Source organism: Leifsonia shinshuensis (genome assembly GCF_031456835.1).
Taxonomy (GTDB): Bacteria; Actinomycetota; Actinomycetes; order Actinomycetales; family Microbacteriaceae; genus Leifsonia; species Leifsonia shinshuensis_C.
Genome location: NZ_JAVDVK010000001.1, coordinates 385,183 through 399,547 on the forward strand (window position 1 = coordinate 385,183; position 14,365 = coordinate 399,547).

Annotated in this window: 16 protein-coding genes and 1 other RNA gene; 11 read left to right on the top strand and 6 right to left on the bottom strand. The window is 68.8% G+C overall.

Annotated features, from left to right (window positions below):
* Positions 1–48: 48 nt before the first annotated feature.
* A complete protein-coding gene (locus J2W45_RS01985; RefSeq protein WP_310128583.1) occupies positions 49–1,314 on the bottom strand; it encodes an MFS transporter in 1,266 nt (421 codons plus the stop codon).
* A gap of 79 nt (positions 1,315–1,393) precedes the next feature.
* On the opposite strand from J2W45_RS01985, the gene prfB reads away from it, so the two are divergent.
* From prfB to J2W45_RS02035, 10 genes are all read left to right on the top strand, one after another.
* Entirely contained in the window at positions 1,394–2,512 is a 1,119-nt protein-coding gene (gene prfB, locus J2W45_RS01990) for a peptide chain release factor 2 (RefSeq protein ID WP_310128584.1), read from the top strand.
* A 102-nt stretch (positions 2,513–2,614) separates the two neighbouring features.
* Positions 2,615–3,730: a cell division ATP-binding protein FtsE gene (gene ftsE, locus J2W45_RS01995; RefSeq protein ID WP_310128585.1), complete on the top strand. Its 1,116-nt coding sequence runs from the start codon at positions 2,615–2,617 to the stop codon at positions 3,728–3,730.
* Positions 3,727–4,632, top strand: a complete 906-nt coding sequence (gene ftsX, locus J2W45_RS02000; RefSeq protein ID WP_310128587.1) for a permease-like cell division protein FtsX — start codon at positions 3,727–3,729, stop codon at positions 4,630–4,632. The genes ftsE and ftsX overlap by 4 nt, the downstream gene beginning before the upstream one ends.
* Positions 4,633–4,721: 89 nt before the next feature.
* The gene (gene smpB, locus J2W45_RS02005) at positions 4,722–5,198 is read left to right on the top strand and encodes an SsrA-binding protein SmpB (RefSeq protein WP_310128589.1); all 477 of its coding nucleotides are present in this window, start codon (positions 4,722–4,724) and stop codon (positions 5,196–5,198) included.
* Between the two features lie 20 nt (positions 5,199–5,218).
* On the top strand, positions 5,219–5,959 hold the full coding sequence (locus J2W45_RS02010; RefSeq protein WP_310128592.1) for a tyrosine-protein phosphatase: 741 nt from the start codon (positions 5,219–5,221) through the stop codon (positions 5,957–5,959).
* Between the two features lie 65 nt (positions 5,960–6,024).
* The gene (locus J2W45_RS02015; RefSeq protein WP_310128593.1) at positions 6,025–6,675 is read left to right on the top strand and encodes a DUF5666 domain-containing protein; all 651 of its coding nucleotides are present in this window, start codon (positions 6,025–6,027) and stop codon (positions 6,673–6,675) included.
* A gap of 118 nt (positions 6,676–6,793) precedes the next feature.
* Positions 6,794–7,188, top strand: a transfer-messenger RNA (tmRNA) gene (ssrA, locus tag J2W45_RS02020).
* Positions 7,189–7,348: 160 nt separating this feature from the next.
* Entirely contained in the window at positions 7,349–7,942 is a 594-nt protein-coding gene (locus J2W45_RS02025; RefSeq protein WP_310128595.1) for an RNA polymerase sigma factor, read from the top strand.
* Positions 7,939–9,591 carry an outer membrane protein assembly factor BamB family protein gene (locus tag J2W45_RS02030; protein WP_310128597.1) on the top strand — a complete coding sequence of 551 codons (1,653 nt, stop codon included), beginning with the start codon at positions 7,939–7,941 and terminating at the stop codon, positions 9,589–9,591. The genes J2W45_RS02025 and J2W45_RS02030 overlap by 4 nt, the downstream gene beginning before the upstream one ends.
* A 55-nt stretch (positions 9,592–9,646) precedes the next feature.
* The gene (locus J2W45_RS02035; RefSeq protein WP_310128599.1) at positions 9,647–9,973 is read left to right on the top strand and encodes a hypothetical protein; all 327 of its coding nucleotides are present in this window, start codon (positions 9,647–9,649) and stop codon (positions 9,971–9,973) included.
* Positions 9,974–10,008: 35 nt separating this feature from the next.
* On the opposite strand, the gene J2W45_RS02040 is transcribed toward J2W45_RS02035, so the two are convergent.
* The 3 genes from J2W45_RS02040 to J2W45_RS02050 are packed head-to-tail and all read right to left on the bottom strand — an operon-like array spanning position 10,009 to position 12,460.
* Entirely contained in the window at positions 10,009–10,536 is a 528-nt protein-coding gene (locus J2W45_RS02040; RefSeq protein WP_310128601.1) for a DUF1269 domain-containing protein, read from the bottom strand.
* Positions 10,537–10,593: 57 nt separating this feature from the next.
* Positions 10,594–12,009, bottom strand: coding sequence for an MFS transporter (locus tag J2W45_RS02045; protein ID WP_310128602.1), 1,416 nt, complete (start codon positions 12,007–12,009; stop codon positions 10,594–10,596).
* Positions 12,010–12,061: 52 nt separating this feature from the next.
* The gene (locus tag J2W45_RS02050) at positions 12,062–12,460 is read right to left on the bottom strand and encodes a DUF7144 family membrane protein (RefSeq protein WP_310128603.1); all 399 of its coding nucleotides are present in this window, start codon (positions 12,458–12,460) and stop codon (positions 12,062–12,064) included.
* A 120-nt stretch (positions 12,461–12,580) separates the two neighbouring features.
* Between J2W45_RS02050 and J2W45_RS02055 the strand changes: the two genes are divergently transcribed.
* On the top strand, positions 12,581–12,847 hold the full coding sequence (locus J2W45_RS02055; RefSeq protein ID WP_310128605.1) for a hypothetical protein: 267 nt from the start codon (positions 12,581–12,583) through the stop codon (positions 12,845–12,847).
* Between the two features lie 32 nt (positions 12,848–12,879).
* On the opposite strand, the gene J2W45_RS02060 is transcribed toward J2W45_RS02055, so the two are convergent.
* Entirely contained in the window at positions 12,880–13,725 is an 846-nt protein-coding gene (locus J2W45_RS02060) for a hypothetical protein (RefSeq protein ID WP_310128607.1), read from the bottom strand.
* A complete protein-coding gene (locus J2W45_RS02065) occupies positions 13,722–14,360 on the bottom strand; it encodes a SatD family protein (protein ID WP_310128609.1) in 639 nt (212 codons plus the stop codon). The genes J2W45_RS02060 and J2W45_RS02065 overlap by 4 nt, the downstream gene beginning before the upstream one ends.
* Between the last annotated feature and the right edge of the window lie 5 nt (positions 14,361–14,365).

Sequence of the window (14,365 nt, forward strand, 5' to 3'; positions counted from 1 at the left end):
ATGCGTATGCATGGAAGCTAGCACCGTCGGGGCCGAGCGTATTCCCTGTCAGGCCGTGCGCGCCTTCCTCGGCACATAGCGGGGGATGTAGCGGGCCAGCATCCCGGCGCCGACGAGTCCGAGCACGCCCATCACACCGCTGGCGAAGGAGATCGAGACGAGCGCGGTCAGCAGCGACACGAAGAGGGGAGCGGCGGCCTGCCCGGCGTCCGCCGAGAAACGCCACGCGCCGAGGAAGGGCGCGGGCCGGTCCTTCGGCGCCAGGTCGGCGCCGAGCGTCATGACGATGCCCGACCCGATGCCGTTGGCGAGCGAGAGGAACAGCGAGACCCCGATGTACCAGGCGACGTTGGTGCTGAGATCGTGCGAGAAGGCGAGCACGAGGAAGCCGAGCCCGAGCCCGATCATCGACGGGATGGCGCTCCACATCCGGCCGAACCGGTCCATGATCTGGCCGCTGGCGTAGAAGAGTGCGAAGTCGACCGCTCCGGCGATGCCGATGATGAGCGCGGTGTTCGACTCGCTCAGGCCGATGGACACCGCCCACAGCGGGAGCAGCACCGTGCGCGCCGAACGGATGGCGGCGACCAGCGAGACGCCCGCGCCCATCCGGGCGAGCACCTCGCGGAACGACCAGATGGTGCGGAACAGTCCGTGCGTGCGCTCCTCCGCATCCTCCTCGCCCTCCGTCACCTGGGCGCCGGACTCGTCGGCGACCCGCTGCGACGGACCGAACATCGCCTCCGGGTCGGGGAGGGCGAGCAGCACGATCACCGAGCCCAGGCAGCTGACGATGAAGATCCAGAACACCGACTGCGTCGAGCCGGTCGCCGCGATGACAGCCGAGGCGATCAGCGGTCCGATGAACCAGCCGCCGCGGAAGATGCCGCCGAGCGTCGACAGCGCCCGGGCACGGTAGCGGGCGGGCACGTAGGTGGTCATGAAGGCGTGCCGGGCGAGCGCGAAGACCGCGGTCGCGATCCCGACCAGGAAGATGCCGCCCATCAGCACCCAGTAGTTCGGCGCGAGCAGGCAGATCACCACGCCGACGATGGCCACGACGGCCGCGCCGATCATGGATGTGCGCTCGCCGAAACGTGAGACCACCCATCCGCTCGGGATGTCGCCCGCCAGCTCTCCGAGCATCACCATGGATGCGATGAAGCCCGCCATCGCGAGGCCGGCGCCGAGGTTGCCGGCCGCGACGGGGATGATCGGGATGATCGCGCCCTCCCCGATGGAGAACAGCAGGGTCGGCAGGAAGGCGGCGAGGGCGACGGAGCGGAAACGGAAGGGGCGCTCGTCGGAAGTCATGTCGTTAACACCGTACAACTTTTCCCGTGCGGCCCCGGCCGTCCCGCGGCGGCGACCGCCCGGTAGGCTGGAGGGCGACATGATCGAACTCGACCTCTCCTCCCAGATCGCGGACCTGCGCTCCACCTTCGACGACATCACCGCGGTGGTGGATGTGCCGCGCCTCCGCGCCGAGATCGCCGACCTCAGCGAGAAGGCCGGAGCCCCCGACCTCTGGGACGACACCGCCAACGCGCAGAAGGTCACCAGCGCCCTCAGCCACCGCCAGTCGGAGCTCGCCCGCATCACCGCGATCGAGCGACGGCTCGACGACCTGGAGGTGCTGGTCGAGCTCGCGAACGAGGCCGACGACGAGGAGTCCGCCGCCGAGGCCCGCACCGAGCTGCAGTCCCTGCAGACCGCGCTGGGCGACCTCGAGGTGCAGACGCTGCTGAGCGGTGAGTACGACGACCGCGCGGCGATCGTGACCATCCGCTCCGGCGCGGGCGGCGACGACGCCACCGACTTCGCCGAGATGCTGATGCGCATGTACCTGCGCTGGGCGGAGCAGCACAAGTACCCGGTCAAGGTGATGGACACGTCCTACGCCGAGGGTGCGGGCATCAAGTCCGCGACCTTCGAGGTGGATGCGCCCTACGCCTTCGGCACGCTGTCGGTCGAGGCCGGGACGCACCGGCTCGCCCGGATCAGCCCCTTCGGCTCGGCGGACAAGCGCCAGACCTCGTTCGCGGCGGTCGAGGTCATCCCGCTGATGGAGGAGGCGACCGAGGTCGAGATCCCGGAGGGCGACATCCGCGTGGATGTGTTCCGGTCGTCCGGCCCCGGCGGCCAGTCGGTCAACACGACGGACTCCGCCGTCCGCATCACGCACCTCCCGACCGGCCTCGTCGTGTCGATGCAGAACGAGAAGTCGCAGATCCAGAACCGCGCCGCCGCCATGCGCGTGCTGCAGACCCGGCTCCTGCTGCTGCAGAAGGAGGAGGAGGCCGCCAAGAAGAAGGAGCTCGCGGGCACCATCACGGCGAGCTGGGGCGACCAGATGCGCTCCTACTTCCTCTACGGTCAGCAGCTCGTGAAGGACCTGCGCACGGGATACGAGTCCGGCAACCCGAGCTCGGTGTTCGACGGCGACCTCGACGGCTTCATCGCCGCGGGCATCCGCTGGCGCGCGGGCAACAAAGCGGAAGCCCAGGCGTAACAGCGGCGGCGTCCACCCGGCGCCCCGAAGACTGTCAGGCTTGCCGCGCGCGGGCATGTCGCTACTGCGGAACGGGCCGGGACTGCTTAGTCTCAAGAAGTCATGATCCGGTTCGAACACGTATCCAAGCAGTACGCGGGCACGGCGCGCCCGGCGCTGAACGGCATCAACCTGGAAGTGCTGCGCGGAGAGTTCGTCTTCCTCGTCGGCGCCTCCGGCTCGGGCAAGTCCAGCTGCCTGCGACTGATCCTCAAAGAGGAGAAGCCGACCAAGGGCAAGATCCATGTGCTGGGGCAGGACCTCGGCACGATCTCGTCCCGCAAGGTCCCGTACTTCCGCCGCAACATCGGTGTCGTCTTCCAGGACTTCCGCCTGCTCCCGAACAAGAACGTCTTCCAGAACGTCGCGTTCACGCTGCAGGTGATCGGCAAGTCCCGCGGCTTCATCCAGGAGGCCGTCCCGGACGTCCTCAAGATGGTCGGTCTCGACGGCAAGGCGCAGCGTCTGCCGCACGAGCTCTCCGGCGGTGAGCAGCAGCGCGTGGCGATCGCCCGCGCCGTCGTCAACAAGCCGCAGGTGCTGCTGGCGGACGAGCCGACCGGAAACCTCGACCCCGCGACGAGCGCCGGCATCATGGCCGTTCTCGAGCGCATCAACGCCGGCGGAACGACCGTGCTCATGGCCACGCACGAGGCCGCGATCGTCGACCAGATGAAGCGCCGCGTGATCGAGCTCGTCGGCGGTCAGATCGTGCGCGACGAGCGCCACGGCGGCTACGGCTTCACGGCCGCTGTGCCGATCGCCCAGCCGCTCGAGCGCGACGAGCCGATCTCGGTTGCGACGCCCGCCGCCGCGACGCCCGCCGCCGCGACGCCGGCCTACGCCGGCGCGGTGCCCGCCCCGCAGACGGCGGAGGCTCCGATGACCCGGCCGCACGCGCCGACCTCGACGCCGACGGCTCCCGTGTCCGTGCCGCAGCAGACCGCTCCGGTGCAGCCGGTTCCGGCCGCGCAGCAGCCCGTCCAGCCCGCCGCGCAGCAGCCGGTGCCGGCCCGTCAGGTTCCCGCCCCTGTGCAGTTCGCGACCGCGCCGGTCACGCCGGCTCCCGCGTCGGAGGAGCTGCCGGATCACCTCAACTTCACCGCGAACCTCGACCTCAGCGGCCTGCGCGAGGGCGCGGACCGCGACGGCGACCAGAATGTGGGGCCGACGAAATGAGATTCGGACTCATCTGGTCGGAGGTCGGCAACGGCCTCCGCCGCAACCTCTCGATGGTGGTCTCCGTCATCCTGGTGACCTTCATCTCGCTGACCTTCGTCGGCACGGCCGTTCTGCTGCAGATGCAGATCGGCCAGATGAAGACCTATTGGTACGACCGCGCCCAGGTCGCCGTGTACATGTGCACGCAGACCGACAACTGCGCGGGCGGCGCCGCGACCGGCCAGTCGATCGAGGCCGTCAAGAAGCAGCTGGAATCGCCGGAGCTCTCGCCCTACATCCAGAAGTTCTACTTCCAGGACCAGAAGCAGGGCTACGAGCAGTTCAAGCAGCAGTTCAAGGGCAACCAGATCGCCGACTTCGTGACGCCGGACATGATCCCGCAGACGTTCTGGGTGAACCTCAAGGACCCGAACAACTCCGCCGTGCTCACCGAGACCCTGTCGGGATCGGCGGGGGTGCAGAGCGTCGTCGACCAGCGCAGCTACCTCGACCAGATCTTCAGCATCCTGAACGCCGCCAGCTACACCGCGATCGGCATCGCGGCGCTGATGCTCGTCGCCGCCGTGCTGCTGATCGCGACCACGATCCGGCTCTCCGCGTTCTCGAGACGCCGGGAGATCGGGATCATGCGCCTCGTGGGCGCGTCGAACAGGTTCATCCAGACACCGTTCATCATCGAGGGCGTGATCGCCGCGCTGATCGGCTCGGTGCTGGCGTCGGTGGTGATCGCGCTGGGCGTGCAGTTCTTCGTGCGCGGCTACCTGAGCGACCGCATCCAGTCGATCAACTTCGTCGGGATGGAGCAGGCCTGGCTGGTCATCCCCATCCTGGTCGTCATCGGCATCGTGCTGGCCGCGGCCTCGGCCAACTTCGCGATCAAGCGCTATCTGAAGGTCTGAACCGCCCGCGAACGGCCGTGTCACGATAGACTGGTCCGCTGCCCGGCGAACCCGCCGTGCGCGGAACCGGTCGAGTCGAGGAGTGTGCTGTGCCGAAGGAACGTGGTCAGAAGGTCGTGGCCACCAATCGCCGTGCGCGCCATGACTACACGATCGAGGACACCTACGAGGCCGGCCTCGTGCTCACCGGCACCGAGGTGAAGTCGCTGCGTCTCGGGCGCGCGTCGCTGGTCGACGGCTACGCCTTCGTCGACGGCGGCGAGGCGTGGCTGGATGCCGTGCACATCCCGGAGTACGCGGACGGCACCTGGAACAACCACGCCCCGCGCCGCAAGCGCAAGCTGCTGCTGCACAAGGCGCAGATCCTGAAGATCGAGAACAAGGTCAAGCAGGGCGGCTACACGATCGTGCCGTTGTCGATCTACTTCAACGACGGGCGCGCGAAGGTCGAGATCGCGGTCGCGAAGGGCAAGCGCGAGTACGACAAGCGGCAGGCGCTGCGCGAGCGTCAGGACAAGCGCGAGGCCGAGCGCGCCATGTCCACCCGCAATCACCTCGGCGAGTGACGGAGTGCGAGACTGAGTCCATGGACTCGATCGCACAGCGCATCCCGATCGCCGGCACCTACAACTTCCGCGACGTCGGCGGCTACCCGGCCGACGGGGGAGCGACCCGACCGGGCAAGCTGTTCCGTGCCGACGCGCTCGGGCGGCTCGGGGAGGCGGGGCGCGAGGGGATGCGCGAGCTCGGCATCCGGATCGTCATCGACCTGCGCGACGATTTCGAGGTGCAGGCGCTGCCCGACGACCTCGACGGTCTCGACGTGGAGGTGCTGCACCTGCCGGTCTTCGAGGGCTCCGGGGCCTCGGCCTCGACGGTCGGCGCGACCATCGTGCACCTGTACGACAAGATCGTGTTCCAGCACACCGATGTGATCGTGCGGGCACTCCGGGAGATCGCGGACACCGGCGACGAGCCGGTGGTCGTGCACTGCACGGCGGGCAAGGACCGCACCGGCATCGTGATCGCGCTCGCACTGCTCGCGGTCGGGGTGGACCGAGAAACCGTGGTCGATGACTACGCCGTGACGGAGGGCAATCTCCAAGGTCCGTGGCTGGAGGGCATGCTGGAGCTGGTGCGCGGCTACGGCGTCGAGGTGACCCCCGACCTGCGCGTCATCCTGGGCGGCAGCCCGCGCGAGGCGCTCGAGACGGTCATCGACCACATCGAGCAGCGCTACGGGAGCGTGCGCGAGTACCTGCTCGCCGCCGGGCTCGACGAGCTCGAGCTGGCGAAGCTCTGCTCCGTGCTCGTCCAGCCGTCCTGAGATTCTCGCCGGATCCATAACCTGCTCCCAGCGCGATGCTGGGTCTCACCTGCTTAGGTGTGATCATGAGCAACACCCAGCCCACCGAGCCGCTGCCGCCGCGTCACGAACCGCCGGCGTCCCCGTACGCGCCCGGCGTCCCGCGTCCGGCGGGGGGTCCGGGTGCGGTGGGTCCTGAGCCGTTCTACAAGCGCCACGGTCTCGCGTTCGCGATCTCGACCCTCGTGCTCTCCATCGTCATCCTGCTCGGCCTCATCACCGCGGGCGGTTTCGCGGTCGCGAACGTCGCCATGCGGGTGGGCGAGCGGTTCATCTCCCACTCCCAGCCGCACCAGGTGCACCCGGCCCAGCCCGGCGTCCCCGGGCTGCCCGGTCGACCGGGAGACGGCAACGGCGGCGGCACGGGCGGCAAGCAGGGCGGCGGCGACAACCCGTCGCGCGAGCTGGTCCGCGGGACCATCGACTCCATCTCCGGCGACACCTGGACGCTGACGCGCCAGAACGGCGGAACAGTGACCGTGACGGTCGACAAAGCCACCGCCTACGGCCTCCCCGGCCAGCCGGCGACCGCGTCCGACTTCGCGAAGGGCGACGAGGTCGTCATCATCGGCACCCGCACCGATGACGGTGTGACGGCCACGCGCGTGCTCAAGCTAGCGGCGTTCCCGACGCGTCCGCCGTCGACCCCCGGCGCCCCGCAGACGCCCGGTTCCTGACCGGAATGATCGCCGCGTCCCCGGTGTTGTAGAATGAGTAGCTCGCCGCTCGTCGGCGGGTTCCGTATCTGGACAACTCAACAGCGCGTGACAGCGACCCGGCCTTCAGGCCGCGCATGGGGATGATCGGTTTCGACATTGACTGCGTGACTGTGAGAAGCGGGTCGAGGATGCATGGTTATCTCGTTAACGATCCATGCGAAAAAATAAGTGCCAATAACAAGAGCACTGTCTCGGCCAAGGCCGACTTCGCCCTCGCGGCGTAAGTTCACCTCCGCCATTTGAGAGACCGTCAGTCCGGGAATCGTCTCCTACCCGGATCCTGGCGTCAGCTAGGGGACTTGCTTCTGCGTTGAGCATCAGGGCGCAGAGGGACTTCCACTGATACTGGGTCCGTCGGGGCAGGTGCCAGCGACAAGCTCCGGGACCGAGAAAGCGACTTCACTGGCTACGCCCGTAGAAGGCACATGACCACAGCAGTGGACGGGGGTTCGATTCCCCCCATCTCCACCATCAGGTCGCTGTTACGCGTTGTTCGAGGTCCGCGTCATCACGCGGAAGCCGGGGTCCTTTCCGCTTGCGGGAAGGGCCCCGATTTCGTTTCGGGCCTCGCCCTCCTGTCAGCGGTCGGTGGCGGATGGAACCGTTCGGGACCGACCGGACAATAGAGGGTGTGAGCGAGGATGATTTCGACGAGGCTGCGGCCTGGTCGTCGGCGCGCGGCGGGGACGGTCCGGCGTTCGCGTCGCTGTTCGACCGGCACCGGGACCGCGTGTTCGGCCATGCGCTGCGCCTTCTCGGGCAGCGCCACGACGCCGAGGACGTGACGGCGCTCGTCTTCCTCGAGGCGTGGCGTAAAAGGGACGCGGTGCGGGTCGTTGACGGCTCGATCATCGGATGGCTGCTTGTGACCACCACGTACACGGTGCGCAACCACCACCGCAGTCTGCGCCGGTACCGTTCAGCGCTCAGCAAGCTCCCCATGCCCGGCCCGCAGGATGACCACGCCGGCCGGGTGGACGATGCGATCGACGGCTCCGCGCGTGACCGGCAGGTACGCGAGGTCTTCAGCAGGCTCAGCAGACAGGATCAGGACGTGATCACCCTCTGCATCATGGAGGGGCTGACGACCGCTCAGGCGGCGCAGTCGCTGGGTGTCCCCGAAGGGACGGTCAAGTCTCGGCTTTCCCGGGCCCGCAAACGCCTGGCCGAGCTCGCGTCCCCTCTCGCCAACGACGAGCCCATCCTTGAAGGAGGTGCCCGATGAGCGCCACAGAGTTCACCCCGGAACGCAGCGACGCCATCCGGCAACTGCTGCTCGATGTGGTCGCAGACGAGCCACGCCGTCGTCGCCGTTTCCACATTCTGGTGACCTCGGTTCTCGCCTCGGTGGCGATCGTCCTCGCCGGCGGCACGGCCGCGCTGGCCCTGACCGGTGTGATCCGGTTCGACTCGGCACCGGCGCCGGTCGGCACGGGGAACCCGACCGCGACGCCCACCGCGACGCCCTCGGCCACGCCGTCCCCGACCCCGACTCCCACGGCTGCCCCGAGAGCGATCCAGGTGCAATCCACCCCCATTCAGGCGGAGGATGTCCGCTCATTGCCTGCACATCCGTCGTGGAGCCTGGATCTGCCCGGCCAGACCAGCACCTGCCAGCAGCATTACGTCTACAACATCGCCGACGGTCTCGCCCTGTTCACCATCGGGTCGAACATGGGCATGGAGTCGAGGGCCGGCTGCACGGTCGGGCACGGTGACACCGTGCTCGCGATGGTCGACACCGTCAAAGGTTCCGTGTTGTGGTCGCGCGAGTGGAAATGGGAGGGCGACGCGGGCATGGGGACGTTCCTGTCGGTGCTCGGAACGTCGAACCGTGCATTCTTCGTCGACGAAAGCGGCGGCGGTGGTCCCCGGGACATCATCGACCTGAAGACAGGTGGAACCATTGCAACGCTTCCGACCGACTTCGGTTCGTACCCCAATTGGCAGCTGACACCGGTTTGGGACGACAGCGGCGACATGATCTGGACCAAGCCGATCCTGGACGCGTCCGGCGAGCCGGTGAGCTACCACATCGAGCGAGTCGACCCGACGGACCTCTCGAATCCGAAGTGGACGACCCCGCTGGCAGCCACGAAGGCGTCCCTCTCGGTCCCGAACTTCTACGGCTCGGGTCTCGTGCCGATCGAATACCTCGCCACCGGCCAGACCAGCGGTTGGATGAACAGTCTGCTCGACCTCGACACGGGCGCTCTCAGCCATCAGTCCGTCAGCGCGGCGCACATCCCGATGAGCCGCGTGATCATCGAGTACCGTGACCTGACCGAAGGCACTCCTCATACGATCGCCGCGCTGGACCAGACGACCGGGGAGACCCTGTGGTCGATGCCGTTCGAGTTGGGCGACTCGATCTCCGAGGCCAGGGCGACGACCGGTCGTCCAGGCTGGCTCGCCGGCGGCGCCATCGGTACTCCTTCCGGTGACCTCGTTCTGACCTCGCCGTCCACCCTCGTCCGCATCGACATCATGACCGGCGAGGTGAAGATGCGGAGCGACATCACCCATTGCGGCGTGGAACCCTGGTATTGGGCCAACGGCGGCCGCGACGTCGTCTCCGACCCGGAAAGGAACTCGCTGGCTCTGGTGCTGGGCCCGGCGACCTGCTCGGTCGACCGCGATTCGGGAGCACCGACGCCCATCGCCGACCACGATTCGTTCCAGTGGCCGCTGTTCGGTCCCGAGGTCACGTACCTGAACACCGCCAGCATCAACGGGGGAGGCGCAGGCACGGCATACGATCGCCGCACCGGAGCCCAACTCTGGACCAGTCCGACAGTGCAAGACGAGGAGTGGTTCTTCGCCGGAGGCGTTCTCGTCCGTCAGGTCGGCACCCACATCGAGTCCCTCGGCTGACGTCCAGGTGGTGGGCCTGATGGATCGGGCGTCGCCGGGCCCTAGAGTGAGTGCCATGAGCGACCCGTACCAGGTCACGGCAGGGCTCCGTCCGCCCAGCCCAACGAATGCGGCTTCTCTACGCTCGCTGCGACTCTGGGTCAGTGTCGTGCTCGCCGGAGTGAACGTCGTGTTTGCGGTGGCCTACGCACTGTGGTCCGTGGTCGACGATTGGGCGGCCACCCGAGCTGAGGCCCACGGGTTCGACCCTTCCATGCTGCTGCCCAACGATGCTGCGCTTTGGGTGGCAATGAATGCGTGCATCGTCATTTTGATCGCCCTTGACGGCCTGTGGATCGTGCTCGCCATCAAGCTGCGGAGCAGCTGCGCCTCCACCGCCTGACTCTGAGGCGACCGGCTCGGCCGCCGAACACTCGATCAGTCCCTAGCGTCGGCCACCTCGTCGTCGAGCTTCTCGTCGTCCACCGCTATCTCCCTTCGGGTGATGCCGGTCGCGTGCACGAGCAGCTTCTCGGCCTCGTCGGCCTGCGCCGGGGAGGCGACGACGACGATGCCCGAGCTGCCCGCGTGGAGCGTCTCGCTGATCGACTTCAGGTCCTCGGCCGACGACTTCTTCTTGATGTGTCCCGCGAGCGCGCCGATGCCGCCGCCGGCGACGCCGCCCGCGATCAGGGCGCCGCCGAGCGCCACCGCCGGGAAGAGGGCCACGACGAGTCCGCCGGCGAGCCCGATGGCGAGACCCTTGCGGCCGCCGTGGTGCTTGTCGCCGTCGTCCCGCTTCGGGATCGAGACGTTGCCCTCCTTGTCGCGGACGACGACGGCAGCGTCGAAGTCGGTGTGCTTGCCGGATCCCTTGTAGTGCTCGTGGAGCGCGTCGAAGTCGGTGACGGCCTCGTCTTCGCTCGCGTACTGCGCGGCGATCGCGACATACGGCTGGTCGGTCATGGTGCTGTCCCTTCGTGATGGGCCGCGCCCGGTGCACGGCTGCGTGATGTGGATGGATCAGGCGGCGCTCGGGGGAGCGGCCGCTCCTGCCCCGGCGTGCTGCGGCGCGCGGCTCCCGGGGAGGAAACCGGTGACCACCGAACCGGCGATCGCGACGATCACCAGTGCGGCCATGGCGAGCACGTAGCCACCAGCACGCTGGTCGACGCCGAAGCCGAGGATGGTGCCCACGATGGCCGTGCCGAAACTCGAGCCGAGGTTGGAGATGCTGCGCGACAGGCCGGAGATCTCGCCCTGCTGGTCCTCGCCGAAGGCGGACTGGACCACGTTCACGCTCGGGGTCAGCATCACCCCGATGCCGAGGCCGATCACCAGGAGCCCGGGGACGAACGGCCAGCCGCCCGGGAGCGCGCCCACCAGCAGGAGCAGCACGACGCCGACCGCGGTGACCAGGAAGCCGGTCAGGATGAGCGTGCGCTGCGCCACCAGCCGCACGAGCCGTCCCGCCGCCAGCGACGAGACGAGGATGCCGACGGTCGCCGCGGTGAAGATCACCCCGGTCTCGATGGCGTCGTACTGCCGCACCACCTGCAGGTGGCTGGAGACGAGGAACGAGATCCCCATGAGCAGCAGCCACTGGAAGTTCTGCGTCACGAGCCCCAGGTTGGAGACCCGGTTGCGGAACAGCGCGGTGGAGAGCAGGGGCTCCTTCTTGCGGCGCTCGAGGCGGCGGATCCAGGCGAAGAAGCCCGCGATGATCCCCGCGCCGACGACCAGCAGCAGCAGCGCGAGCCACAGCGTCCTGTCGATCGCCAGGATGCCGGCCACGAACACGACGAGGCCGCCGCCGGAGAGCACGGCGCCCACGGTGTCGTAGGGACGCGTCGGATCAGCGGGCAGCGGGTCCTTCAGGGCCAGCGCGAAAAGGATGATCACCACGATGATCAGCGCCTGGAACAGGAAGGCGGCGCGCCAGCTGATCGCGCTGCAGATCCAGCCGCCGATGAGGGGACCGGTGGCCGCGCCGACGCCGCCCGCGGCGCTGACCAGGCCGAACGAGCGCGCGCGGCCCTGGATGTCCTTCCAGTACAGCGTCACCAGGATGTACACGGGCGGGATCAGCAGCGCCGTTCCGGCACCCTCCAGGATGGAGTTGCCCAGGATGAGCAGCCCGAGTCCCGGCGCCAGGGCGCTCAGCACCGCGCCGACGCCGTAGATCCCCAGCCCGAGCAGGAAGCACGTCTTGCGCCCGAGCAGGTCGGTCAGCTTGCCGAACGGCACCATCAGCGCCGCCATGGTGAGCAGGAACAGCGTGATGGACAGCTGGATGCCCGCGACCGTCGTGCCCAGGTCCTTGCTCATGTCGTTGAGCATGACGTTCATGTTCGAGCCGGCGAACGAGCAGATGAACTGCGCGAGCGCGAGCGGGACGAGCGTCCATCCCGCCACGGTCCGGGCGGTCGTTGCTGTCATGCGGCGTCCTCTCGGGCGTTGCGTCGGCGTGCGCTGGTGAGGTCGGTGTGGCTCAGTCCCGCAGTTCGCGCCCGTGGACGGTGACCGCGTAGATCACCAGCACGTCGATGGCGACCATCACGATGGACCACCACGGCTGTGCCGGCAGCGACATGAGCTGCGTGATCGCGTTGACACCGGCGATGATCACCGCGAACACCCGGGCCCACATCGCTCCCCGGAGCAGGAAGAGCCCGGCGAGCAGCAGCAGGACGCCGATGATCAGCGACCACCACCCCCATGCGGCCACGTTGAAGGAGGCGACGCCCCCGCCCGAGCCGACGAAGTACGCCGTGTTCGGCCCGATGATCGCCATGATCCCGTAGAACAGGTCGATCCCGGCCCCGATGAACAGCATGACCGCCGCGAAATACGCCCAACCGACCCAGCCGGTCGCTCTGACTTCAGACATTTCGGCACCTCCTTGCCCTTTCGGCGGCAGGATGCACCCCTCGCGTCGGGCGAGGCTAGACAGTGCCCGTCGCACAACGCTGTCTAGCGACGGCCGGTCCGTACTGTGCACACTCGACGCATGACCGATGCCGACATCACGGCCCCCACCACGCTGGGTCCCGGCCATGCGCCCGGTGGGATGCCGCTCAAGATCCACCTGAGCGAGGCCGAGTACGCCGCGCTCGTGCGCATCGCGCAGCAGCGGCGGACGAGCGTCGCCCGCCTCGTCGAGGCGCTCGTCCTGCACGCGCTGGAGCGCACGCAGGTGCCGCAGCCCGCTGAGCCGTCGGTCAAGCGCCGGCACACGACGTACGAGGCGGCCACCAGCGGGTATCGCCGCGACTGAGTTCCCGCGATTTCGCTGATATCGGGCGGATATCAGGTAATTCGCTGCACGACCAGGTACGCGGCGACCAGCCCCGCGATCGTCCAGCTGACGAGGCTGCCGATCAGGAACTCCTCCGCCTTGGAGCCGCCGCGTCCGTCGGCGCTGATCTCGGGGAAGCGGACGATGCCCTTGGCGGCCAGCAGTCCGACGATGACCGCCTCGGCGCCGACCAGCGCGAGGGCGACGATCAGAATGCGCTCCAGCGGGCCGATCACCCGGCCTCCGCGCAGGGTGGAGGCGGTCGAGACGGGCTCGTCGGCCGGTGGGGCGTCCTCGGCGACGGACGCGACCTCGCGTGTCCCGAACGCCACCGACCAGCGCCGGGGTGCGGGAGCGCTCGGCGCGGCCGCCCGGTCCGTCGTCATCGCGCGGCCGAACGCGGCACGGCAGACGACGTTGGCGGTTCGCGTGAGCACGAGAGCCCCCGCGACACACGCGATGACCAGCGACAGCGAGAGGGGCAAGGCCGCCGTCGTCATCGCGTCGGCGAAGAGCCGGGCGGCGGCCGAGTCGTCGAGCGTCGGGCGTTCCGCAACGACCGCGACGGCCACGACGGGGACGCTCAGGATGGCCGCCGTGAGGAAGGCGACGTGGCCGCGACGTCGCAGGAAGCGGACCTCCGCCCAGAGCCAGAGCAGCCCGCAGAGGGCGACCACGAGCGCCCACACCAGGGGAGTACCGAGCACGAGCCACCCGGCGAAGGGCACAACCAAGGCTGCGATGACGGCGCCCCAGACGCCTGCGGGCCCGTCGGGACGACCTCCGCGGCCCAGCTTCGCCAGGCCGAGGACGGCGTCGAGTGCGCCGATGGTCAGAAGGAGGACGGCCGAGATCACGCGGGAGGAGCCTCCGAGACCAGTTCGATGCCGGCGACCAGCGCAGCAGCGCCGGAACGATGCAGCGTCTGGGAGACAGCGGACTGCGCGATCCGCTCCTCCTGGGCGAGCTCCTTCTGCGTGCGGCCTTCGAGCAGACCGGCCGCGAGACGGCGCTCGCGGGCCTTCATCCGGGAGATCGTGTGGTCGCGCTGCAGGAGCAGCGCATCCACCGCCGCGGTGAAGCCGGGGTCCTCCGCCACCAGCCAGGTGCGGACCGTCGGCTGCCCACGGTCCTGCAGGCGGTGCGCGGTGACGATCGCGTCCCGCGCGCGCCACCACGCCGAGCCGTCCTGGATCGCCGCGCCCGAGGGGGACGGCTCGATCTCGGTGGCCTCCCCGACGCCCAGGCCGAAGCGGCAGTCGATGCCGTCCGGCAGGATGAGGCGCACCAGAGCGGTCGCGCCCAGCGCTGCGCCGAGGTCGGCGTAGCGGGCCTGGAACTCGTCGCCCACCGTCGCCCAGAGTGCCTGCTCGGGGGCGAACCGGCCGTCCGCCCGGGCGAAGGCAGCGCGCACGGCATCCTGGGCATCGGAGCGGCTGGGCAGATTGCGCGAGCCGACGATGTCCGCGATCACAGCCACGGTGGAGGTCATGTCAC

Excerpts from the sequence above, each read along its gene's own strand:
- J2W45_RS01985 (WP_310128583.1), bottom strand. The coding sequence starts at position 1,314 with ATGACTTCCGACGAGCGCCCCTTCCGTTTCCGCTCCGTCGCCCTCGCC.
- prfB (WP_310128584.1), top strand. The coding sequence starts at position 1,394 with ATGATCGAACTCGACCTCTCCTCCCAGATCGCGGACCTGCGCTCCACC.
- ftsE (WP_310128585.1), top strand. The coding sequence starts at position 2,615 with ATGATCCGGTTCGAACACGTATCCAAGCAGTACGCGGGCACGGCGCGC.
- ftsX (WP_310128587.1), top strand. The coding sequence starts at position 3,727 with ATGAGATTCGGACTCATCTGGTCGGAGGTCGGCAACGGCCTCCGCCGC.
- J2W45_RS02010 (WP_310128592.1), top strand. The coding sequence starts at position 5,219 with ATGGACTCGATCGCACAGCGCATCCCGATCGCCGGCACCTACAACTTC.
- J2W45_RS02015 (WP_310128593.1), top strand. The coding sequence starts at position 6,025 with ATGAGCAACACCCAGCCCACCGAGCCGCTGCCGCCGCGTCACGAACCG.
- J2W45_RS02030 (WP_310128597.1), top strand. The coding sequence starts at position 7,939 with ATGAGCGCCACAGAGTTCACCCCGGAACGCAGCGACGCCATCCGGCAA.
- J2W45_RS02035 (WP_310128599.1), top strand. The coding sequence starts at position 9,647 with ATGAGCGACCCGTACCAGGTCACGGCAGGGCTCCGTCCGCCCAGCCCA.
- J2W45_RS02040 (WP_310128601.1), bottom strand. The coding sequence starts at position 10,536 with ATGACCGACCAGCCGTATGTCGCGATCGCCGCGCAGTACGCGAGCGAA.
- J2W45_RS02045 (WP_310128602.1), bottom strand. The coding sequence starts at position 12,009 with ATGACAGCAACGACCGCCCGGACCGTGGCGGGATGGACGCTCGTCCCG.
- J2W45_RS02050 (WP_310128603.1), bottom strand. The coding sequence starts at position 12,460 with ATGTCTGAAGTCAGAGCGACCGGCTGGGTCGGTTGGGCGTATTTCGCG.
- J2W45_RS02055 (WP_310128605.1), top strand. The coding sequence starts at position 12,581 with ATGACCGATGCCGACATCACGGCCCCCACCACGCTGGGTCCCGGCCAT.
- J2W45_RS02065 (WP_310128609.1), bottom strand. The coding sequence starts at position 14,360 with ATGACCTCCACCGTGGCTGTGATCGCGGACATCGTCGGCTCGCGCAAT.